Raw genomic sequence first — 22,105 nt, forward strand, 5'->3', positions numbered from 1 at the left:
TGTACGTTCTTAATTTATAATTGCACACTATGCAAGGCTTCACCAAATCTCAGACCAATCCATCTGGCAAAAGATTAATGCGCTGTAAAAATTATTTTACAGCTTTGCATTTTTTCGATCGGAAAATTTAAACATCCCCAAAACAGAGCTATTAGATCCTGGAATATTTAAAGATACCGGGCTTATGCTTTCGCCTGATTTTCCAATTCGGGTACTGGCTCTTGCACTTTGATAGCTACCGCTTGCAATATGATAGAGTGCATCTTTGAACATCTGTTCGTTGGTATCGCCTAATTGATGCGCGATATCATCGTATGAATCTTTTTTCGTTCCTATTAAGCCGTTAAAATAGCCGCCTTGGCCGCTACTGTTTAAGGTTTCAAAGGAAGTGATATACAGGTCTGCATACTTGTCCATGACGGAGAAGCCAAAGAAACCTACAGGCTTACCATAACTTCCGCGGTCGTTAATGGAAATTAACTCCACCTGCATATGCGGGCGTAGGTTATTGATAAGTAATTCACTGGCCGAAGCGGTGCTGCGGGTCACAAGAAAATAGATTTTAGCTAAGTTCAAGCTGTTCTTTTTATTAAATTTAATCGGAGCAAATGGGGCACCTTCGACTGTAGGATCGTCAAATCGCCATCTTTTGAACGTGTCATTTACTTTATGGGTATACATCACGCTTGTTCCCACCTTAGTAGGCGCCAATAGATTGGTAAATAACTCTGCAGCATTGGTTGAACCGCCACCATTATAGCGTAGATCGACAACCAGTTCCTGAATACCTTGATCTTCCAGGCTCTTTACCGCATTCTCCAAACCTGCGTAATAATCCGTATGCGATCCGTCTCTTTTAAAAATCTCGACAAAGGAGGTATAAGCCAGATACCCTATTTTCTTATTGTTGAGCGTGACCACCTTGTTCTCAAAAAAGGGCTCGATATGATATTCTCCAGCTTGTAGGGTTACCTCAGACTCTTTATTAGTATTGAGGTCTTTAACCTTGATTTTAATACTTTCTGGCCCACCAAATAATTTATTGACCAAGGCAAAATCTTTAGGCTCTTGGGAGAGATAATCTATTTTAGTATCCCCGTCGATACTTAATACGCGCATGCCTCGTTTTATCCCGGCTTTCTCTGCCGGCGAGTTTTTCTGAACCAATTTAATATACAGGTCGGCGTTGCTGGCATTCGCCGAAGACAAGAAATAATCGGGGATAATACCAAATTCCTTATGTAGACCCTCACCAATTTCTTCCCCTACAACACCTTTCCTATCGATAAAGCTAAAGCGATCATCGTTGGCATAAAGGGTTTTAATTTTTGCCAAGACCTCTTCGCCTGTACTTAGGTTTCCGGTGTGGGCCGATCTTATCTTCTCTAATATGGAAGGTTCGATAATGGGCTTGTCTGCAAAGACCTGCTCGTAGTTTTTATTTTGAGCGATTAATTTGGAATCCGGGATTTTATCTGCCCAGAGCGAAAACATACCGGAGTAGTAATAGGTAAGATCCCGCAGTTGGGTTTCTTTATCCTGGTTTTGTTGATCTGGTTTGTTATTATCCTTTTTACAGGCTGTAAAGGCTACGACAAATGAAAGGAGCGCAAGAAGAAATCTGGATTTCATAAAGGTTAAATTAATTTTGACTGGATGTAGTATATATCATCTGCTGACACTGTATGTTCAGAAGCAATATAGGTAAAAGGATCAATATTTCGGAAGCGCAATTCATCGGTAAAATAAACCTTCAACTTTTTATCATAGCCCATCCAGTCTATGTGCCTTAATTTATTGAGTTGCAGGGCGGGATTGCCTGCCGTCAAGACGGCTATTTGAGCTCCTTGCTCGTTTAGCTTTTTGAACAGAGTCTGTACGTTTTCAAAGAGAAACAATTTGAGGGGTAAATGTCCATTTGCTTGCAAACGTTCAAAGTTTTCGCGATAATCGGCTTTAAGCGCAAACTTCTTGACCGTGGCCTCATAAACAGCATCTTCCCCTTCGGCTAGCAGGGTATCTTTCATAAAAGCCACCATTTCTGCAGCAACAGGGCGTGCTTCTGTAAATTCTATAAATTGTGCAAATAGATAATAGACTTGTAACAGAAAATCTTGCTTTGGATACAATACATCGTCTAATTCAAACAGATACAGCTTTTTGGTATCGGGTAATTCTTGGATCTTCATGTTGGTATTAAACTGTGCAAAGGGCAAATTCCTCGCCTTCATCGGAGAAGGCCAGCAAGCCGGAGCCGGGATAAGCCACGTCTTGCTGATTGAGGAGATTCTTGCCTAGGGCGATAATTTGGATTTCTACTTCTTTGGCCGGGTTCGGCAGGACAAATAAGGCTTTTAGCTCGTCCAAGGTAGGACTCAGCAATTGAATGCCATATTCCTCAAATAAAAGAGCAGCTTCGGCGAGGCTTTCCATTTCGCGAAAACCTAGCGGCAAGAGGTAGTTGGCCTGCTGATCGAGGCAGCATTTCAACAATTCGTGGGCAAAGGTAGGGTTTGCTGCTGTTGGTATCTGCAGGTATTTTGCCTGCAAAATGCTTGGCACCTGCTCGGAAGTGGCAAACTGCACCTGCAACTGTTCGCCTATTGCTTGGGCGACGCGCTGTGCCAAGGGCCGCGTGCCATAGGTAATGATAATTTTCTGCATATTAATAGATTAAGCCATCGCGCATATGGATAGTACGATCGGAAATCCGTGCCAATTCTTCGTTGTGGGTGACAATCACAAAGGTTTGTTGCATCTTATCCCTTAGGTCAAAGAACAGCTGATGCAGGGATGCTGCATTTTCGGAATCTAGGTTACCTGAAGGTTCGTCGGCCAGAATGATGGTTGGGTTATTGATCAAGGCACGCGCAACGGAAACTCGCTGCTGCTCGCCCCCCGACATGGCACCAGGCTTATGCTTGGCCCGGTGGGCAACACCCAAGATATCCAATAATTCCATGCCACGCCGCTCGGCTTCCACTTTATCCATTCCGGCAATAAAGGCTGGAATACACACATTCTCGAGGGCAGTAAATTCCGGAAGGAGGTGGTGAAATTGAAAAACAAAACCAATATGCTTGTTTCTGAAATCGCTAAGTTGCTTTTCACTGAGTGCAAAAACATCCTGCCCTTCCATCATCAAGGTTCCCTTATCGGGTTTATCCAAGGTGCCCATGATATGCAGGAGCGTACTTTTTCCGGCGCCTGATGCACCTACGATGGAGACGATTTCCCCCTTATTGACCGACACACTTACCCCTTTGAGGATAGCGAGGTCGCCATAGGATTTGAAAATATTATTGGCTTTTAAGATCATATTGCGAAAATAACAAAAAAAACAGCAGCATAATCCATCCATAAGGGGTAAACTTAATGGATAATTCACGATTTTATCAAAATAATAACTTGTCCCTTCCGAATAAATACGCTATTTTTACAGCAAATTTTTTTATCAATGAACATTCACGAATATCAAGGAAAAGAAATACTTAAGAGTTTCGGAGTAAGAGTACAGGAAGGTATTGTTGCCGAAACCCCGGAGCAAGCTGTTGAGGCTGCGAAAAGAATGAAAGAAGAATTCAACTCGGATTGGGTAGTGGTAAAAGCACAAATCCATGCGGGTGGCCGTGGTAAAGGTGGTGGTGTAAAATTAGCGAAAAACCATGATGAAGTATTGCAACGCGCAACAGACATCATCGGTATGCAATTGGTAACACCGCAGACTGGTCCAGAAGGTAAAAAAGTTAATAAGGTTTTAGTTGCTCAGGATGTTTACTACCCTGGCGATAGCGAAACCAAAGAATTCTACATGTCTGTATTATTAGACCGTGCTACTGGTCGTAACATCATCATGTACTCTACAGAAGGTGGTATGGACATCGAGGAAGTTGCTGAAAAAACACCTCACTTAATTTTCAAAGAAGAAATTGACCCTAAAGTTGGCCTTCAAGGTTTCCAAGCGCGTAAAATTGCGTTCAACTTAGGTTTATCAGGTGCTGCACACAAAGACATGGTTAAATTTGTGGCTGCCCTTTATAAAGCATACGATTCTATTGATGCATCGATGTTCGAAATCAACCCGGTATTAAAAACTTCTGACGATAAGATCTTAGCGGTAGACGCGAAAGTAAACTTAGATGAGAATGCTTTATACCGTCATGCTGATATCGCTGCTTTGCGCGACATCACTGAGGAAGATCCGACAGAAGTTGAAGCTGGTGAGTCTAACCTAAACTACGTGAAATTAGATGGTAACGTAGGCTGTATGGTGAATGGTGCTGGTTTAGCTATGGCGACTATGGACATCATTAAATTAGCCGGTGGTGAGCCCGCAAACTTCCTAGACGTTGGTGGTACAGCAAATGCTGAGACCGTAAAAGCAGGTTTCAACATCATCTTGAAAGATCCTAACGTAAAAGCAATCTTAATTAATATCTTCGGTGGTATCGTTCGTTGTGACCGTGTTGCCCAAGGTGTTATTGATGCTTACAACGAAATCGGCAATATTCCAGTGCCAATTATCGTTCGTCTTCAAGGAACAAATGCCAAAGAAGCAAAAGAATTAATCGACCAATCTGGTTTACAAGTTTACTCAGCGATCTTGTTGAAAGAAGCTGCCGAGCTAGTAACGAAAGTATTGGAAGAAGGAAAATAGTACTTTCCGCGTCATAAAAAAAGCGAGCTTTTGGGAAAAGCTCGCTTTTTTTATGACGCGGAAAGAGTATATAGTATTTAGTACTTAGTAGTTAGACCTATGATCGCCTTTTAGGTTTGTACATTAAACTTGAACAGCAACAAGTTACCTTTTTGTGCTTGCCCATGAAACCCTAACACTAACAAATTACGGTCATATTCGTATTAATAACACATCTGCAAGGGTCTTTATACTAAATACTATCTACTAAATACTAACTTTGCACTAAACAATCTTTATACATACTATGACAACATCAGTTTCAGATATTTCACGGAAGCAATCGGCGGAGTTATTTGAAAAAGCGAAGCAATATTTTCCGGGTGGAGTGAACTCTCCGGTTCGTGCTTTTAAATCGGTGTATGGCACACCTTTATTTATTGAGCGTGGCGATCAGGCGCACCTTTGGGATGCCGACGGCAATGAATTTATTGACTTCTGCTGTTCTTGGGGGCCTTTGATTTTAGGGCATAATAATGCTGAAATTCGGGAGGCTGTGCAAGAGCAATTGGGGAAAGGCTTAAGCTTTGGTGCTCCAACAAAATTGGAGAATGACCTTGCCGAGCTGATCTTAACCCATAATAAGAAGATTGAGAAAATCCGTTTTGTAAGCTCGGGTACAGAAGCTGTGATGTCGGCGATTCGCTTGGCACGCGGCTATACCAAACGTGATAAAATCGTGAAGTTTGAAGGTTGTTATCATGGCCACTCCGACTCCTTATTGGTGAAAGCAGGATCGGGCTTGGTTACTTTTGGGGAAACCTCCTCTGCAGGTGTACCAAAAGCCTTTGCGGATGAAACAATTGTGATTGCCCTAAATGATAAACAAGCCTTAGAGCAGGTGTTTGTTGATTTTAAAGATCAAATTGCTGCCGTGATCATCGAAGGTGTTCCAGCGAATAACGGCTTGTTAATTCAAGATAAAGACTATATCCATTTCCTACGCGATATTACTAAAGCCAATGGCGCACTGATGATCTTCGATGAGGTGATTACAGGATTCCGCCTGGGCTTTGAAGGTGCCGCAAAATACTATGATATTCAACCTGATATCCTTACCTATGGCAAGATCATCGGTGGTGGTATGCCTGTTGGTGCGTATGGCGCATCCAAAGAATTGATGGCCTGCATCTCACCAGATGGATCCGTATATCAGGCTGGTACTTTATCTGGAAATCCAGTAGCGATGGCCGCAGGTATTGCTGCGCTGTCGATTCTGGCAAGACCTGGCTTTTACGAGCAATTAGAGAAAACAACACAAGCTTTTGTTGACGAGTTACGTGCGCACATCGCAGAAAAAGGATATGGGGTTCGTATTTTTACGATAGGTTCTATTTTCTGGTTTGCCTTCAGCAACGAAAATATTCAACGTGCTGATCAAATCGATCCGGCATCGATGGAGAATTACAAGAAAATGCACCGTGAATTATTGAACCGCGGGGTTTACTTCGGTCCATCGGGTTATGAGGTAGGATTCATCTCTGCAGCACATACAGAAGCTGATTTAACCAAGAGCTTAGCTGTTATTAAAGAGGCACTTGATATTGTATTTCAATAAGGTAAAACATTTATCCTTTATATTTGTTTGATACTGTATAAACATTAATCGACTAAATATCAAAAGATGAGAACAATGAAATCAGCATTTGCAATAGTAGCGGCAGCAGCCCTACTGGCATCATGTAATAATACCCCGACGAAGAATAAAGATGGCGAGATTCGTGACTCGACCGCTTTAGCTGACTCCGTGGGTGCCATTGCCGTTAATCCCCTACAGCATGCCAAAGAGTTTCCGGGAGCCAGCTTAAAAATTGCTTCCCTAACGGCAGAGAAAGTAGGTGCTGACTCGGCAAAAATTACCGTGAAGTACAATGTAGAGAACTTTAAGCTTACAGAGCAGACGGAGCATACACATCATATGGCGAACTCTCACGATGGGCAGCATATTCACTTTATTTTGGATAATACCCCTTATGTGGCGCTCTATAAACCGGAGCATACCTTTACGGTTCCTGTAAACTCAGAGCATTACCTGCTTTCCTTCTTATCGCGTTCTTTCCATGAATCGATTAAGACTGCGGAAGCGGCTAAATTGATTAAATTTAAAGTGGGTGCTGATGCGAAGATTACAGAAGAGCCTACGCCAACTGCGCCGGCATTATTCTACAGTCGTCCAAAAGGTGATTACAAAGGCGATGAAACCAATGTTTTATTGTTAGACTTCTTTGTAAACAACACCACCCTATCGGCTGATGGCAATAAGGTTAAGGCGAATATCAATGGTCAGGAGTTTATCCTTGATCAATGGGTACCATACGAAGTGTTGAACCTTCCTAAAGGAGAAGCGACCGTAAAACTTACCCTCATTGATAAAGATGGTAATGCTATTACCGGTGACAATGTTTCTGTAGAAAGGAAGATCAATTTATTGGAACAATAAATAACGCTTATAAATAATCGAAGCCCCGGACCTATTGGTTCGGGGCTTCCTTTTTATATCCTGTAATGCTTTGGTATTAGAAGGCTACAGACTTCAAGTTTAAGCCTGCACGCTCGTCTAAGCCGAACATTAAATTCATATTCTGCACTGCTTGACCCGATGCGCCTTTCACAAGGTTATCGGTCGCATTTAAAATCAATAGGTTGGCTCCATGTTTCTCCAAATGCATAATACTCTTATTGGTATTAACGACCTGCTTTAAGTCGATATTTGCTTTGGAAACATGCGTAAAGGGATGTGCTTCATAATAGGCTTCATACAGCTCGTAAGCTTCCTCTTCACTGATTGAGCATTCTACATAGATTGCCGAGAATATCCCACGTGCGAAATCACCACGCTGTGGTATGAAGTTTATCTTTTGGGCAGCACGCTCCAGCAAGCTTCCTCCGGTAGTAGGAAGGAAATCTGCCTGCAATTGATTCAGCGATTCAGAAACCTCTTGCAAGTGCTGATGCTCGAAAGACTTATATGCCGATAGATTATTATTGCGCCAAGAGAAATGAGAGGTAGCTGTAGGCTTCTGCCCTGCCCCTGTAGATCCTGTGGTCGCATTGATATGGATTTGCCCCGGCAATAAGCCTTTACTGGCTAAGGGTAATAAAGCCAATTGGATATTGGTGGCAAAACAGCCTGGATTGGCAATGTATTGTGCCGATTGAATAGCCTCTTTATTTAACTCCGGCAAGCCATAGACAAAGTCTTGCCCTTGATAGGCGGTATTAGCCTTCAAGCGGTAATCTTGCGAGAGGTCGATGATCTTAACGTGTGACGCTACTGGATGAGCATCCAGGAACTTCCGGGCATCGCCATGGCCAACACATAAGAACAAGACATCGATATCGGAATGGAAATCGGAAGAAAAGCGAAGATCGGTATCTCCAAACAGGTCGTTATGCACATCGGAAAGTCTATTCCCGGCATTTGAAGCACTGTTAGCAAATACAATCTCTACTTGCGGGTGGTAAATCAGGATGCGTAATAACTCGCCCCCGGTATACCCTGCGGATCCGACAATTCCTACTTTGATTTTTTCCATAATATGTTAAAATATTGAGCGCCGCGCGCTTTATCCTTTGGCATTAACCTTATGCCAGATGATGGTTTGGTTTCCAAAGATCTTCGAGAATCCTTTCACATCATCACCGGTATAGCCTTCATTCATTTCGCCGTAGCTACCGAACTTACTCGACATTAAGTCGTGTGCTGATTCAATTCCGATCACCACAAAACGGTAGGGATGTAATTCAACGAAAACACGTCCGCTTACAGTTTCCTGAGAGCTTTCTAAGAAAGCCTCCATATCCCGCATTACTGGATCGTGCATTTGACCTTCGTGCATGTAGTTGCCATAGAAAGCGGCCAATTGATCTTTCCAAGAAAGCTGCCACTTGGTCAAGGTATGCTTCTCTAAGGTATGGTGTGCTTTGATAATGATGACAGAAGCTGCTGCCTCAAATCCTACGCGACCTTTGATACCGATAATTGTATCTCCAACGTGAATATCACGCCCAATACCGTAAGGTTGTGCTAAGGCTTGCAAGGTTTGAATTACTTTAACCGCGCCTATTTTCTCGCCATTTAAAGCAACAGGTTCACCTTTTTCAAAATCGATGGAGATCTGCTGTGGTTCTGTTGAAGTTGCAGGCGTAGGCCATGCAGATTCTGGCAGGTATTGATTCGAGGTTAAGGTTTCTGCGCCTCCTACGGAAGTTCCCCATAAACCTTTATTAATGGAATACTTCGCTTTCTCCGCAGAATAAGGGAAGCCATGCTTATCCAGGTATTCGATTTCCGCTTCACGTGATAATTTCAAGTCACGAATAGGGGTAATAATCTCTACACCCGGAATTAAGGTATGGAAAATCATATCGAAACGCACTTGATCGTTTCCAGCACCTGTAGACCCGTGCGCTACACAGGCAGCGCCGATTTTTTTGGCGTAGTTTGCAATGGCGGTAGCTTGGCAAACACGCTCGGCAGATACCGACAATGGGTAAGTGGCATTTTTCAATACATTCCCAAAGATTAAGTACTTAATGGTTTCGCGGTAGTAGTTTTCTGTTTCGTCAATAGTGGTATGTGATTTTACACCTAATTCGTAGGCTCTTTTTTCTATGCTTTGTAATTCTTCGTCTGAAAAACCACCCGTATTTACAATAACGGAGTGTACCTCCAAACCTAAATCACGCGACAGATAGATGCAACAAAAGGAAGTATCTAATCCACCACTAAATGCTAAAACTACTTTTTTCATCTGATAATGATTAATATGCTGATAATTACAAAAATAACAATTTAAAATCCTTTTACGGGTTTCGCCCCGATAGGAATAACGCTGGCCACTATTTTTTTGGTCGACTTCCAGAGCTTGGCTTCAATGCGTTTTAAGAGCGACTGTTTCTTAGATATACGATCCAGGCGTTCCTTAGCTTCGGCCTTACGCAAGATTTTCTCCTTCAACTCCTTTTCCTTCTCCACCGGATCCCATAACATAGCGGTGCACATGCAGTTCTTGCGATCTTTAGACATCAGGATATCGTAATTCACACAAGATTGACAGCCTTTCCAGAACTCCTCGTCTTGCGTCAATTCAGAATAAGTTACAGGTTCGTAACCCAGATCGGAGTTGATCTTCATGACGGCCAAACCCGTGGTAAGTCCGAATATCTTGGATTTAGGATACTTCTCACGCGACAATTCAAACACACGTTTTTTAATGGCCTTGGCCAGCCCTACCTTCCGGAATACCGGATTGACGATAAGCCCTGAGTTGGCAACATAATCGCCATGGCTCCAGGTTTCAATATAACAGAATCCGGCCCAGGTGCCATCCTTATGCAAGGCAATAACGGCTTTTCCCTCTTCCATTTTGCGGGCAACGTATTCTGGCTTACGGCGTGCGATGCCTGTTCCGCGAGCCTTTGCAGACTCGAACATTTCATTACAAATATCATCAGCATACGCTACATGAGCTGCTGTTGCGGGAATAATCAAAAAATCTGAGATTGTCATTAATAATGTCGACCTAAAAATTGAATACCGAAGTATTGAAACTTAATAAATAATATTTTGATGAGTATCCATCGAGCTTGATGGACCAAAAAAATGGAATTTGCCTGCCTCTAAATCAAGCTCGAGGCAGAATAGGTCGTCGGAATCGTAGAAGAGGACAATTAAACGATCGCAAAGCATGATAGGGCAATCCGGCCAACCGTTGGAAGGCGCGAGAAAGACTATTCATATATACTTTAGTACAATACATTATATTCCGTTTTTCGCTGTAATCAGACGGCGCAAAAATAAACAATTATTTTTTTCTTTTATGCAATATATCTTGAGATTTTTTATTTTCTCTCTAAATACTTAAATCCATTATTGCCAGTCTTCTAATAAGACCGGAAATTCATTAAAACGTTTAAAAAAAACAAAATATTGTCAGATTCTAATCCATTTCCCTGCTAATTTTCTGAAGAACAAATAAATCCTTAATTTTGTTGCAAATATTATTACAATCATGGTAGGTCCGAGTATCTTTTTCTTTATTCTATTTGTTATCCCTTATATCTTTTTCATGTATTGGCTGGTAAAGCAAGACAAGAAAAAGCACCTTTGGGGGGTTATCATTGTAACAGTGATTGCCATTATTGGGTTTATTGTGTCACAAACGGCGAGCAAAAATGCCGTAATGAACTATAAGCAACATCAAATTGACGCCCGTGAGGTGGAAAAGGAACAACAGGAGGTGAAATAAACGCTTCCCCAATACGGAAGCTAAGTATATAAGAAAAGAGGGACGGTTTATCACCGTCCCTCTTTTCTTATATAGTGTACCTATAGCTGTCGCTTATTTACTGATTCCTTCCAGCTTTAAAAGAAAGGCATAGTTTAAGGCGATATCTTTCAGGTAATCAAATCGGCCCGAAGCACCGCCATGGCCATAGTCCATATCGGTTTTTAACAGAATCACCTGATCTCCCTTTTTAATCTTACGCAACTTGGCTACCCATTTCGCCGGCTCGAAATACTGCACCTGTGAGTCGTGCAAGCCTGTGGTCACCAAGACGTTTGGATATGCTTTCGCTTCCACATTCTCGTAAGGCGAGTAAGATTTCATGTAGTCATAGGCTTCCTTTTGGTTCGGATTTCCCCATTCATCATACTCATTGGTGGTTAATGGAATGGTTTCATCGAGCATGGTGTTCACCACATCGACAAAAGGCACCTGGGCAATCACCCCATTCCAAAGGCTTGGCGCCATATTCATAATGGCCCCCATCAGTAAACCACCAGCTGAGCCACCTTGAGCATACAGGTGTTCCGCAGCCGTATATTTTTGGTCAATCAAGAACTGTCCACAGTCGATAAAGTCGGTGAAGCTATTCTTTTTGTTCATCATCTTACCATCTGCATACCATTGACGTCCCATTTCTTCACCCCCACGAATATGGGCAATGGCATAGATAAAGCCACGATCTAATAAAGATAAGCGACTGGAATTAAAGGTAGGATCCATGGAACTACCGTAGGAGCCGTAAGCATAAAGCAAGAGTGGCGCCTGTCCATTTTTCTCCATACCTTTTTTATAGACTAAGGAAATAGGAACCGCTGTACCGTCTTTAGCTTTTGCCATGATGCGTTCCGTCGTGTACTGCTTCTGATCATAGCCTCCCAACACTTCCTGCTGTTTCATCAAGGTTTTCTCTTTGCTCTTCATGTTATAATCAAAGGTGGAAGAAGGAGTAACCAAGGAGGTATAGCCATAGCGTAAAATATCGGTATCATATTCCACATTGGTACTCGAATACACCGTATAGGCGGCTTCGCCGAAGTTCATGTAATGCTGCGACTGGTCTTTCAGGTTACGGATGGCCAGATTCGTCAAACCATTCTTACGCTCAGAGATTACCAAGAAGTTCGCAAACTCGTCGATGCCTTCAATCAGCACATCCTGACGATGCCCAATATATTCTTTCCAGTTCTCTTTGCCTGTTTTATCCAGGGGACATTCCATTACCTTAAAGTTTTTCGCCTGATCGTTTGTTTGAATCAGAAAACGATCCGCTAAAGGAACAACGGTATACAATACATCCTTTATACGAGGTTGGAAGACCTGGAAGGTAGCAGTCGGTTCATTAGCTTTAATAAAGCGGGTTTCCGAGCTTAGCGTTCCTCCAGAATAGATCAGGATGTATTGATCGTTTTTAGATTTCCATACGCCGATATAGTTGGTATTATCCTTTTCCTCGTATACCACAGCATCCGTTGCTTCCGGAGTACCCAACTTATGGCGTTTAATCTTCTCGCTCAACAAGGTCACCGGATTCTTGGCTGTATAAAAGATAGTCTGGTTATCGGCAGCCCATACCGGATCGCCGGAAGTACGGCTAATCTTATCCGGAAGGATTTCGCCTGTTTCCAGGTTTTTTACTTGGATCACATATTCGCGACGCGATACGGTATCCACGCCAAAGGCCACAAACTTATTGTCAGGACTAACTACGATGTCGCCAAGCGCATAGTAAGGGAATCCTTCGGCCATCTTATCCACATCCAACAAGACTTCCTCTTTGGCGTCTAAACTGCCCTTCTTACGGCAGAACTTATAATATTGTTTACCGGTTTCCGTCTTCCGGTAATAATAATAGCCATTTAATAAATAAGGCACACTTTCATCGGCCTCTTTAATGCGGGCTTTCATTTCCTGAAACAGGGAGGCCTGCAGGCCTTCCGTGTCCTGCATCATGCTATCGGTATAGGCATTCTCGGCCTCCAGATAAGCAACCACGGCGGAAGAGTCCGGTCCTTTCTTAAAATAATCGTTCATCCAATAGTATGGATCGTCTACCGTTTCACCGTGAATTACACGTTGGTGGGCTTTCTCTATAGCCACAGGAGGGGTTGCATTGGGCCATTTTACGGGATCCTTCGGGGTGCTCCTTTCCGGAGAACAGGAAGATATCATAGTTGTTAGTATTAAACCTATTGTAATATTTTTGTTCATAATGATTAAAAATCACCTTAATAAAGGATAAAATTAGGGATTTTTGTGAGGTATTTTAGATTAATTAACAAATTGAAAGCTGTTAATAAATTATATTTGTTAAAATAAAACATTGAAACATGCGTACAAGCAATAAATTACTATGCTACCTAGCCTTAGGTATGCTGCCTAGCTTAGGTTTTGCACAAGAAAAACAAAGTAAGGATGCGCTTCCAGCCAATTGGTACAACCTTGATTTCCAAAAAGATGGTGTAATGGGCATCAGTACAGAGAAAGCCTACGAGCTGTTGAAAGGTCGCAAAGCAAGCCCTGTTATTGTGGCGGTTCTTGACAGTGGTGTCGAAATCGACCATGAGGATTTGAAAGATGTGCTTTGGACCAACAAAAAAGAAATCCCTAATAATGGTAAAGACGATGATGGCAATGGTTATATCGATGATATCCATGGCTGGAACTTCTTAGGAAATGCCAATGGACAGAATGTAGACCAAGATAATTTAGAAGTTACGCGATTGATTCGTCTGTACGAGCCGCAGTATATTTCTGTTTTACCTTCTACCCCGCTATCCGAAAAACAACGCCGCGAATTTGTAGCCTATCAGAAAATGATTACGGATTACACGTCGAAAATGGACGAGGCCCAATTTGGTAAATTAAACTACGGTCGTTTAAAAGAAGAAGTAGATGGCATTGTGAAAGCCATTGGCAAGGAGCCAAAGGATATCACAAAAGCAGATATCGACAATTTCCAAAGCAGCTCCGACCAACAGAAAATGGCCCTGCGTATTGCGAAGAAAGAACTGGATAAAAACAGCTTCAGCAAGTTCTACGGTGACATCAAAGATGCCTCTGATTACTTTGCACAACAGGTAGATTTCCATTTAAACAAAGAGTTTGACCCTCGTCATATCATCGGCGACAATTACGAGGATGCCACAGAGCGTCATTACGGAAATGCCAATGTGACTGGTCCTGATGCGGAGCACGGCACACACGTAGCCGGTATTATTGCTGCAAAACGCGACAATAATCTTGGTGTAAATGGGGTGGCCAACAATGTACAGATCATGTCGGTTCGTACCGTTCCTAATGGTGATGAACGCGATAAAGATGTGGCCAATGCTATTCGCTATGCCGTTGATAATGGAGCGAAAGTAATCAACATGAGCTTTGGTAAAGGCTATGTATACAACAAGAAGACTGTTGATGATGCAGTAAAATACGCAGAATCAAAAGATGTCTTATTGGTGCATGCGGCAGGCAATGATGCCAAAGACAACGACATCGTAAAAAACTACCCGATGAAGTATTTCACCGATAGCTTAGACGCTGTTCTTGGCGAGGCTAAAAACTGGATTACCGTAGGTGCTACAGGCCCGAAACAAGATGGCGATCTATTGGCCGACTTCTCTAACTATGGCTACCGCAGTGTAGATGTGTTTGCACCTGGTGTAAAAATCAACTCCACGGTACCGGGTTCCACCTATAAAGAACAACAAGGTACATCCATGGCCTCTCCTGTTGTAGCAGGTCTTGCCGCGATGTTACGTTCCTATTACCCGAACCTGACTGCCGAGCAAGTGAAAGACATCATTATGAAGAGTGTAACAAAGGTTGATCAGAAGGTAAAAGTAAAAGGTGAAGGCGGCGGCAGCAAGCGTGTATATTTGGATGAAATCAGCGTTAGCGGCGGTATAGTCAATGCTTACAAAGCCATTGTAGAGGCCAATAAATTAAATTCAAAGAAAAAGTAAAAAAATGTTAAATTTTTCACAATAATGCTTAGTATCTTGCGTTTACATAGTAAACATTAAAATCAAGATGCTTATGGTGGAAAATTCTACTCATGTAAAAGAAGTAAATTACGAAGGTCTTGGTACTGGTATCCAGGAAGATCAAAATCTCGAGGTTTTCGCTGAAAAGATCAAAAGTTGCATCTCGCAGCTTGCTAAAGATCCAGATGAAAAGACGATAGAAAAAATCCTCTCTTACTCAAAGACAGTTCGTAACTTATAAAGCAAAGCCACTCTTCGAAAAGAGTGGCTTTGTCGGTTTTAGACCTACGAGATTTCCTGACCTTACTCTAGGTTAATATTTCCGATTATTTCTTTCAACTGCAATTCCGACAGCTTGGCCTGTAACTTTGCCGAATTAAAGCGCGACACCGCATTTATAAAGTTCTCCTGCGCATCGCGGAATTCTACCGCGGAAATAGTTCCTATCTTATATTTCTCCAGGGTGATGTTTAAGTTCTGCCGCGCGATATCCTCATTATTTTCTTCCAAGCGTGCTAACGACAAGTTGGTTTGGTAGGTTTGGAACGCCGTAGCAATGGCTGTTTTAATCGTGAGGTTGGTTTGCTCAACCAGCAGCTCCGCGTTTTCAATGTTTATCTGTGCTACCTTCTCCGTGCGCCTTTGGTTAAAACCGTCGAAGATATTAATGGAGGCCGTTACGCCATAATTCAAGCCTCGGGAATTCGAGCTGGAGACGAATCCCAAGCTAGATTCCGTTTGCGAGAAATTATAACCGGTATTGAGGCGAACCGTCGGATAGCGACCAGCCTTTACGCGTTTCAGCTCCAATTCGGCCATTCGCCTGTTGATGGCAATCAACTGCAAGTCTGGATTATGCTCCTTTGCTTTCTGCATCAGCTCATCAAACACTAGGCTATCGTCATACTCCACATCGCGTTCCACATCAAAGTCCACGCTCAGCTCACGTACCATCAGGCTATTCAAGGTAATCTTTAAGTTCTTTACCACATCCGCCTGCCGCAGGCGGCTGGATTCATCCTCATTGAGGTTTACTTGCACATTGAGGACTTCCAAGCGCGAGGCCTTGCCAATAGAAAACCTGTTTTCCGCAGTGCGCAGTCGCTCTTTGGAAATGGTGATGCTGGAATCTATCGCCAGCAGAAGGTTTTTTTGCTCCACAATGGTAAAATAGGTTGAAATAACGTCAGACACCTTTTGCAGGATGGTACTCTTCAATTGCACCTCCCCTTGCTTTTGCAGCTCTTTGAGGATATCAAATCGGGAGAACATGCCCATCCCATCAAAAATGGTCCAGCCAATACTTACCCCATAATTTAAGCTGTTGTTTTTGGCATTCCTTAAGGATCGTTTTTCCCCGGAAGCCTGTGTTTGCGTGGAATTCTGAAGGTTATTGTTCTGCGTCAGGTTCCCTGTTACACTGGGTAACATGCCGGCATTTCCCCGGGTTACATTTTCCTTGGCAATGCGCAGGTCATTCTGCGAGAGCTTTATTTCAAAATTATTGTTTAAGGCTATTTCTACGGCTTCCTTCACCGTAAGCAGTCCTTGTCCACGGACAGTGGAAACGGCCAACAGGATCAAGGAAAGGACAGCTACTATTCTCATCTTCTTACTCTTCAATATTATCTAAATCAGGATTATGCTTTTTCTCCCGGGACAGCATCAGGTAGAAGGCCGGGATGACAAACAAGGTCAACACCAGCGAAAATAAGGTTCCACCCACAATCACTACCCCCATCCCCATGCGGCTTACGGATGCTGCTCCTAAGGAGAGGGCAATCGGCAAGGCCCCAAGGGCAATGGCTAGGGAGGTCATTAAAATCGGACGCAAACGTGCCTCCGATGCTTCCACTACGGCCTGGTATTTTTCATAGCCTTGCTCCCGCAACTGGTTGGCAAATTCCACAATCAAAATACCGTTTTTGGTTACCAAACCAATCAGCATGATGGTGCCGATCTGGCTAAAGATATTCCAGGATTGGCCAAAGAGCCACAGGGAGAACATTGCACCGGCAACCGCCAGGGGAACCGTAATAATGATAATGATGGGATCGATAAAGCTTTCAAACTGTGCCGCCAAGATCAGGAAGATCAACAGTACCGCTAAACCGAAGGCAAACATGGTATTGGAACCACTCTCCACGAAGTCGCGCGATTCTCCACCCAGGTCGGTGGTAAAGGTATCATCCAACACCTTCTCTTTTATTCGTTCCATGGCTTCAATGCCGTCGCCCATACTTTTACCGGGGGAAAGTCCCGCCGATACGGTCGCCGCCATATAACGGTTATTATGGTATAATTGAGGCGGACTACTCCGCTCTTCCATTTCTACGATATTATCCAGCTGAATCAGCTGGCCTCGGTTATTCTTCACAAAAATAGCCGCCAGGTCCATCGGTGTTGCCCGATCGCGACGATCAAACTGCCCCATTACCTGGTATTGCTTACCATTCATCATAAAATAGCCGAAGCGTTGGCCCGATAGGGACATTTGCAGCGTCTGTGCGACATCCAATACGGATACACCGAGGGATTGAGCCTTCTCTCGGTCAATCGTCACATACACCTCCGGTTTGTTAAATTTCAGGTTCACATCCGTAACGGAGAAGGTTCTATCCTTGGCCAGCTCCTCCATAAAAACAGGAATCTTCTCTTCCAGTTTTTGAAAGTTGGGCGCCTGAATAATATATTGAATCGGCATGCCCCCACGTCGGTTTACCGAAATAGTAGGTTGCTGCGAAACCGAAATACGTCCTTCGGAGAAGTTGCGCGTCAAACGCGAAAGGTCATCCGCAATTTCCCCTTGCTTACGCTCGCGTTCATCAGGCTGCACCAAGCCCAGGCGCACAAAGCCCGAGTTGGAAGAAGCAGAACCAAAGCCGGGAGAGGTAATAACTAAACTGACCTTCTTCTCGGGTACCGAATCGTTAATCAACATGGTCAGCTCCGTCATAAACCGATCCATATAGTCATAGGATACCCCTTCCGGTGCTGTTACGCGTAAGCTGATGTAACTCCGGTCGTCATAAGGTGCCGTCTCCTTAGGCAGTAGCTGATAGAATACAAAGATCAGGGCAAAACAGCCTAAGATGCTGGCAAAAGCCAGCCATTTATATTTTAAAAAGCCTTTTAAGCTACCGGCATATTCCTTATTCATCATTTCAAAATACCGCTCGGTGCGCAGGTAAAACTTCGATTTCTTCTGCTCGCCTCCTTTCATCAGGTAGGCATTCAACATCGGTGTCAATGTTAAAGACACAAAGGCCGATATCAATACAGCCGCCCCGATGACGACCCCAAACTCTCGGAATAAACGCCCGACAAATCCTTCCAGAAAGATAACCGGTAGGAATACAGCAGCCAGGGTGATGGAGATGGAAATAACCGCAAAAAAGATTTCATTGGAACCCTTAATGGCCGCCTGAATAGGCGACATCCCCTCCTCTACCTTCTTAAAGATATTCTCGGTCACCACAATCCCATCATCCACCACCAAGCCGGTGGCCAATACAATGGCCAGCAAGGTCAAGACATTGATGGAGAAGCCACAGAGGTACATAATAAAGAAGGTGGCAATCAGGGATACCGGAATATCGATCAAGGGGCGGAAGGCAATAGACCAGTTCCGGAAGAAGATATAGATAATCAAGACCACCAATACAATGGCAATCAATAAGGTTTCTACCACCTCAAAAACGGCCTTTTTCACGAAGACGGTATTATCGATAGCGATGTTCAGGTCAAAGCCCTCCGGCAGCTCATTCTGGAGCTTATCGTATTCCTTATAGAAGTGCTCGGCAATTTCTAAGTAATTGGTTCCCGGTTGGGGAATAATCGCCATACTGACCATGGGATACCCCGAATCGGACATCTTGGTTTCGAAGTTCTCCGCTTCCAAGGCGGCCGTTCCTACATCGCTCAGCTTCACCACCCGGTTATTGTCCGAGCGGATAATAATATCGTTAAACTCTTCCTCGGTAGCTAAGTTGCCAATGGTTTTAATGGCCAGCTCGGTATTTGAACCAGTCAGCTTTCCAGAAGGAAGCTCCACATTCTGTGTGGTCAGCGCCGCGCGTACATCCAATACCGTAAGGCCATAGGAGGCCAGTTTGTTCGGATCGATCCATAAGCGCATGGCATACTTCCGTTGCCCCCAGATTTGCACCGAGCTGACACCGGGAATGGTTTGCAAGCGCTGGGAGATCACATTCTCTGCATAATCCGACAGCTCCAACACATTCTTGGTGGCACTCTGTATGGTCATGGTGATGATAGGTTCCGAATCGGCATCGGCCTTCGAAACCACGGGTGGCGCATCAATATCCTGCGGCAAGTTGCGTTGGGCCTGCGACACTTTATCGCGCACATCATTCGCCGCTTCCTCCAGGTTCTTTCCTAGGTTAAATTCAATGGTAATATTACTGGAGCCTTGATTGGACGAAGAGGAGATATTACGTATTCCATCGATGGAGTTGATGGATTTCTCGAGGGGTTCTGTAATTTGTGATTCAATAATATCGGCATTGGCACCGGCATAGGAGGTGCGCACAGAGATTTGCGCAGGATCGATCGAAGGGTATTCCCGGATACCTAAGAAGGTATAGCCGATAATCCCGAAGAGGATCAACACCAAGTTCATGACGATGGCCAAAACCGGCCTTTTAATACTTATAGTAGATAAACTCATGCCTGCTTTGGATTAACGTAAGGTGACTTGAACCCTGGCTCCATTTCTGAGGGACATTACGCCCGAGGTCAATACGGTATCTCCTTCGCTGATGCCGCTGGTGATCAATATATCCGCATCCGTTCGTGCCCCCGTCTCCACAAGTACCTCCGTGGCGGCAGCATTTTTCAAGACAAACAGTTTTTTACCATTCTGTATCGGAATGAGGGCTTCCGCCGGCACCAACAAGCCATTCGCTATGGTTTCCAAGGGGAAGACGATATTGGCGAAGGTGCCCGGAATAAGTTGTTTGCCACCGTTGGAATTGATGGCCTTTACTAGTAGGGTTCTGGTATTGGCTTCCACGGCAGGCTCCGTTGCGTATATCTTCGCGGTAAACTCACCATCCACGCCTTGTACATTAAAGGTAATCTGATTTCCGACACGCACCTTATTCGCATACTTCTCCGGAATGGAAAAGGAGACTTTTAAACGATTGGTGTTGACTAACTTGGCGATAATATTGGCAGGGGTAACATAACTTCCTTTGGAGATGTTCCGCAAACCGATGGTTCCGGAAAAAGGCGCTCGGATAACGGTTTTGCTAAGCTGCGCTTGGATCAATTGGATTTGCGATTGTGCCGTTCTGAAATCAGCACTGGCGATATCATATTCTTCCTGACTGATGGCTTCCTTCTCCAAGAGCAACTTCGCTCTTCTTTCGTTTTCGGCAGCGAGGTTATTTCGGGTCCTCGCTTGTGCTAACTGGGCTTGCAGTTCGGCATCATTTAAAGTGATGAGCACCTGACCTTGGCCTACACGCCCCCCTTCCGAGAAATTAATGGATTCTACAATCCCCGATATTTCAGTTTGCAGGTCAATTTGTTCATCCGCTTCAATGGAACCGGATAGCGACAAGAAATCAGAGAAAGGTTGGCCATGGATAACCTTCCCATATACTTTAGCAGCAGCACGGCCTCCTCCCGGAGCTCCGGCATTGGCGGCGGCCTTTTCTTTATTGGTGTGAATTCGATAAGCAATTAATCCCCCTAACAAGAGCAAGGAGATAAGAACGATGATTAAGGTCTTTCTTTTCATAAAATACGAGGAACAGGCGTCCTTTAATTGAAATTACGCGTAAATAATTCAATTAGTAAATTAGAAAAAAAAGCGATAGAATTATGTAATAATGTTATTATAGAGCCTATTGCAAGGGAAATGATACAATGTAAAGGCGCAAAATGGGAATTTAATCCTTAAACAAATTAATAAGGGTTGGCGCAAGTTTGGTTGCTGCCGTACTTTTTATTACATATTGGTTGACGCCAAGATCGGCGCATTGCTGTTTCATTTCCGGGTTATCTAAATCCGTCAACATCACAATATGTGTTGTTGGAAACAGTTTATTTAAGATTGGAATACCTGATATCCCGTCAATTTCGGGCATCATAATATCCAACAAGATGACATCAGGACTTGTTTGCTGGTTAGATTTACGATCAATACCTACTAAAGATTCAGCTTCAAAAAGCACCGTAAAATTGTAACCAGGCACTTGTTTCAGAATCATTTTGAACGTTTCCCTACAAATCCTGTTATCGTCTATAAGTGCTACATTTATCGATTTCATACACTGCTAAATTCTATTTAAGCACAATAGCCTTCGAAGAAACGGAATTAGTTCATTTTCTTCATCAAGGCTATTCATGTAAGCAATATACGAAAAATGTAGCTAATTATCTACAAAACTAATTTTTGCTTAATAAATTATTTTTTACTCAGACCTAAAATTCTTAAGAAATTGGTAAAGAAATGTATGTTTAAACAAGGGGTTTTTTGAGTATTTAGTATTTGGTAGTTAGTAGTTAGACCTATGGCGGGCCGTTTTTATTATTTTGTTCGTACGTGTTGTCATCGTGTTGTTATAGAGAGCTGTTATGGAGAGCTGTTATCGTGAGGGGCTAAAATGTTTGCAAAATTTATTGGAAGGTGATGACATGAAGTGGCATTACTCGTTAAGCTTTGCTAGCAAACTACGGCACGCTTTGCTAGTAAACTACGGCACGCTTTATATTACGTGCCGGCAAGTATTGTCATCGTGAGCGGAGTCGAACGACTGGTACGTCAATGCAGTCGCAGTAGTAAAGCGACTGACTATCAATAACATAATTATGCAAAGTGTCGCTAATAAGGCATTAATAAGTGTTGAATGCATTGACGTACCAGTCGTTCGTGGTTCGTGGTTCGACTCCGCTCACCATGACAGCTTTCCATGACAACACGATAACAAAGCGTGCCACCGTTAAAACCTACCAAAAACAAAAAAGCCCATGATCAATGATCACGGGCTTTTCGTATAAAAATAGGCGCCGACCTACTCTCCCACCTGTTACGGCAATACCATCGGCTCTGGCGGGCTTAACTTCTCTGTTCGGAATGGGAAGAGGTGGACACCGCCGATATA

General features: G+C 43.5%; 18 protein-coding genes and 1 rRNA gene. 6 read left to right on the plus strand and 13 right to left on the minus strand.

What is annotated here, in order from left to right:
- Positions 1 to 96 precede the first annotated feature (96 nt).
- From GQF63_RS10465 to GQF63_RS10480, 4 genes are read right to left on the minus strand one after another with little or no spacing between them, the layout of a single operon-like run.
- Complete coding sequence (locus GQF63_RS10465) at positions 97 to 1,632, minus strand: S41 family peptidase (RefSeq protein WP_160369169.1); 1,536 nt, start codon at positions 1,630 to 1,632, stop codon at positions 97 to 99.
- A 5-nt stretch (positions 1,633 to 1,637) separates the two neighbouring features.
- Positions 1,638 to 2,189, minus strand: a complete 552-nt coding sequence (locus GQF63_RS10470; RefSeq protein WP_160369170.1) for an HAD family hydrolase — start codon at positions 2,187 to 2,189, stop codon at positions 1,638 to 1,640.
- A gap of 7 nt (positions 2,190 to 2,196) precedes the next feature.
- A complete protein-coding gene (locus GQF63_RS10475) occupies positions 2,197 to 2,664 on the minus strand; it encodes a hypothetical protein (protein ID WP_160369171.1) in 468 nt (155 codons plus the stop codon).
- A 1-nt stretch (position 2,665) separates the two neighbouring features.
- Complete coding sequence (locus GQF63_RS10480; RefSeq protein WP_160369172.1) at positions 2,666 to 3,319, minus strand: ABC transporter ATP-binding protein; 654 nt, start codon at positions 3,317 to 3,319, stop codon at positions 2,666 to 2,668.
- Positions 3,320 to 3,457: 138 nt separating this feature from the next.
- On the opposite strand from GQF63_RS10480, the gene sucC reads away from it, so the two are divergent.
- From sucC to GQF63_RS10495, 3 genes are all read left to right on the plus strand, one after another.
- The gene (gene sucC / locus GQF63_RS10485; RefSeq protein ID WP_160369173.1) at positions 3,458 to 4,657 is read left to right on the plus strand and encodes an ADP-forming succinate--CoA ligase subunit beta; all 1,200 of its coding nucleotides are present in this window, start codon (positions 3,458 to 3,460) and stop codon (positions 4,655 to 4,657) included.
- 286 nt (positions 4,658 to 4,943) lie between these two features.
- Entirely contained in the window at positions 4,944 to 6,254 is a 1,311-nt protein-coding gene (hemL, locus tag GQF63_RS10490) for a glutamate-1-semialdehyde 2,1-aminomutase (RefSeq protein ID WP_160369174.1), read from the plus strand.
- 75 nt (positions 6,255 to 6,329) lie between these two features.
- A complete protein-coding gene (locus GQF63_RS10495) occupies positions 6,330 to 7,136 on the plus strand; it encodes a hypothetical protein (protein ID WP_246163458.1) in 807 nt (268 codons plus the stop codon).
- Positions 7,137 to 7,212: 76 nt separating this feature from the next.
- Here GQF63_RS10495 and argC read toward each other — a convergent pair whose 3' ends face one another.
- Genes argC through GQF63_RS10510 form a run of 3 tightly spaced genes read right to left on the minus strand, consistent with a single transcriptional unit; the run spans position 7,213 to position 10,208 of the window.
- Positions 7,213 to 8,232 carry an N-acetyl-gamma-glutamyl-phosphate reductase gene (gene argC, locus GQF63_RS10500; RefSeq protein ID WP_160369176.1) on the minus strand — a complete coding sequence of 340 codons (1,020 nt, stop codon included), beginning with the start codon at positions 8,230 to 8,232 and terminating at the stop codon, positions 7,213 to 7,215.
- 30 nt (positions 8,233 to 8,262) lie between these two features.
- Positions 8,263 to 9,450, minus strand: coding sequence for an argininosuccinate synthase (gene argG / locus GQF63_RS10505; RefSeq protein ID WP_160369177.1), 1,188 nt, complete (start codon positions 9,448 to 9,450; stop codon positions 8,263 to 8,265).
- 41 nt (positions 9,451 to 9,491) lie between these two features.
- Positions 9,492 to 10,208, minus strand: a complete 717-nt coding sequence (locus GQF63_RS10510; RefSeq protein WP_160369178.1) for a GNAT family N-acetyltransferase — start codon at positions 10,206 to 10,208, stop codon at positions 9,492 to 9,494.
- Between the two features lie 559 nt (positions 10,209 to 10,767).
- Between GQF63_RS10510 and GQF63_RS10515 the strand changes: the two genes are divergently transcribed.
- Positions 10,768 to 10,947 (plus strand): hypothetical protein, encoded by a 180-nt coding sequence (locus GQF63_RS10515; RefSeq protein ID WP_246163459.1) that lies wholly within the window; start codon positions 10,768 to 10,770, stop codon positions 10,945 to 10,947.
- A 93-nt stretch (positions 10,948 to 11,040) separates the two neighbouring features.
- Here the strand turns inward: GQF63_RS10515 and GQF63_RS10520 are convergent, their stop codons facing one another.
- The gene (locus GQF63_RS10520) at positions 11,041 to 13,158 is read right to left on the minus strand and encodes a S9 family peptidase (protein WP_246163461.1); all 2,118 of its coding nucleotides are present in this window, start codon (positions 13,156 to 13,158) and stop codon (positions 11,041 to 11,043) included.
- A gap of 158 nt (positions 13,159 to 13,316) precedes the next feature.
- Between GQF63_RS10520 and GQF63_RS10525 the strand changes: the two genes are divergently transcribed.
- Both GQF63_RS10525 and GQF63_RS19660 read left to right on the plus strand, forming a co-directional pair.
- The gene (locus tag GQF63_RS10525; RefSeq protein ID WP_160369181.1) at positions 13,317 to 14,951 is read left to right on the plus strand and encodes a S8 family peptidase; all 1,635 of its coding nucleotides are present in this window, start codon (positions 13,317 to 13,319) and stop codon (positions 14,949 to 14,951) included.
- 73 nt (positions 14,952 to 15,024) lie between these two features.
- Complete coding sequence (locus tag GQF63_RS19660; protein ID WP_212592532.1) at positions 15,025 to 15,213, plus strand: hypothetical protein; 189 nt, start codon at positions 15,025 to 15,027, stop codon at positions 15,211 to 15,213.
- 62 nt (positions 15,214 to 15,275) lie between these two features.
- Here GQF63_RS19660 and GQF63_RS10530 read toward each other — a convergent pair whose 3' ends face one another.
- The 5 genes from GQF63_RS10530 to rrf form a co-directional block, all read right to left on the minus strand.
- Positions 15,276 to 16,580: a TolC family protein gene (locus tag GQF63_RS10530; protein ID WP_212592533.1), complete on the minus strand. Its 1,305-nt coding sequence runs from the start codon at positions 16,578 to 16,580 to the stop codon at positions 15,276 to 15,278.
- Positions 16,581 to 16,584: 4 nt separating this feature from the next.
- Complete coding sequence (locus GQF63_RS10535; protein ID WP_160369183.1) at positions 16,585 to 19,662, minus strand: efflux RND transporter permease subunit; 3,078 nt, start codon at positions 19,660 to 19,662, stop codon at positions 16,585 to 16,587.
- 12 nt (positions 19,663 to 19,674) lie between these two features.
- Positions 19,675 to 20,739, minus strand: a complete 1,065-nt coding sequence (locus GQF63_RS10540) for an efflux RND transporter periplasmic adaptor subunit (RefSeq protein ID WP_160369184.1) — start codon at positions 20,737 to 20,739, stop codon at positions 19,675 to 19,677.
- A 151-nt stretch (positions 20,740 to 20,890) separates the two neighbouring features.
- On the minus strand, positions 20,891 to 21,271 hold the full coding sequence (locus GQF63_RS10545) for a response regulator (protein WP_160369185.1): 381 nt from the start codon (positions 21,269 to 21,271) through the stop codon (positions 20,891 to 20,893).
- 731 nt (positions 21,272 to 22,002) lie between these two features.
- Positions 22,003 to 22,105: ribosomal RNA gene (gene rrf, locus GQF63_RS10550) — 5S ribosomal RNA — on the minus strand; the annotation flags it as partial.

The sequence above is a fragment of the Sphingobacterium humi genome (assembly GCF_009768885.1).
Taxonomy (GTDB): domain Bacteria; phylum Bacteroidota; class Bacteroidia; order Sphingobacteriales; family Sphingobacteriaceae; genus Sphingobacterium; species Sphingobacterium humi.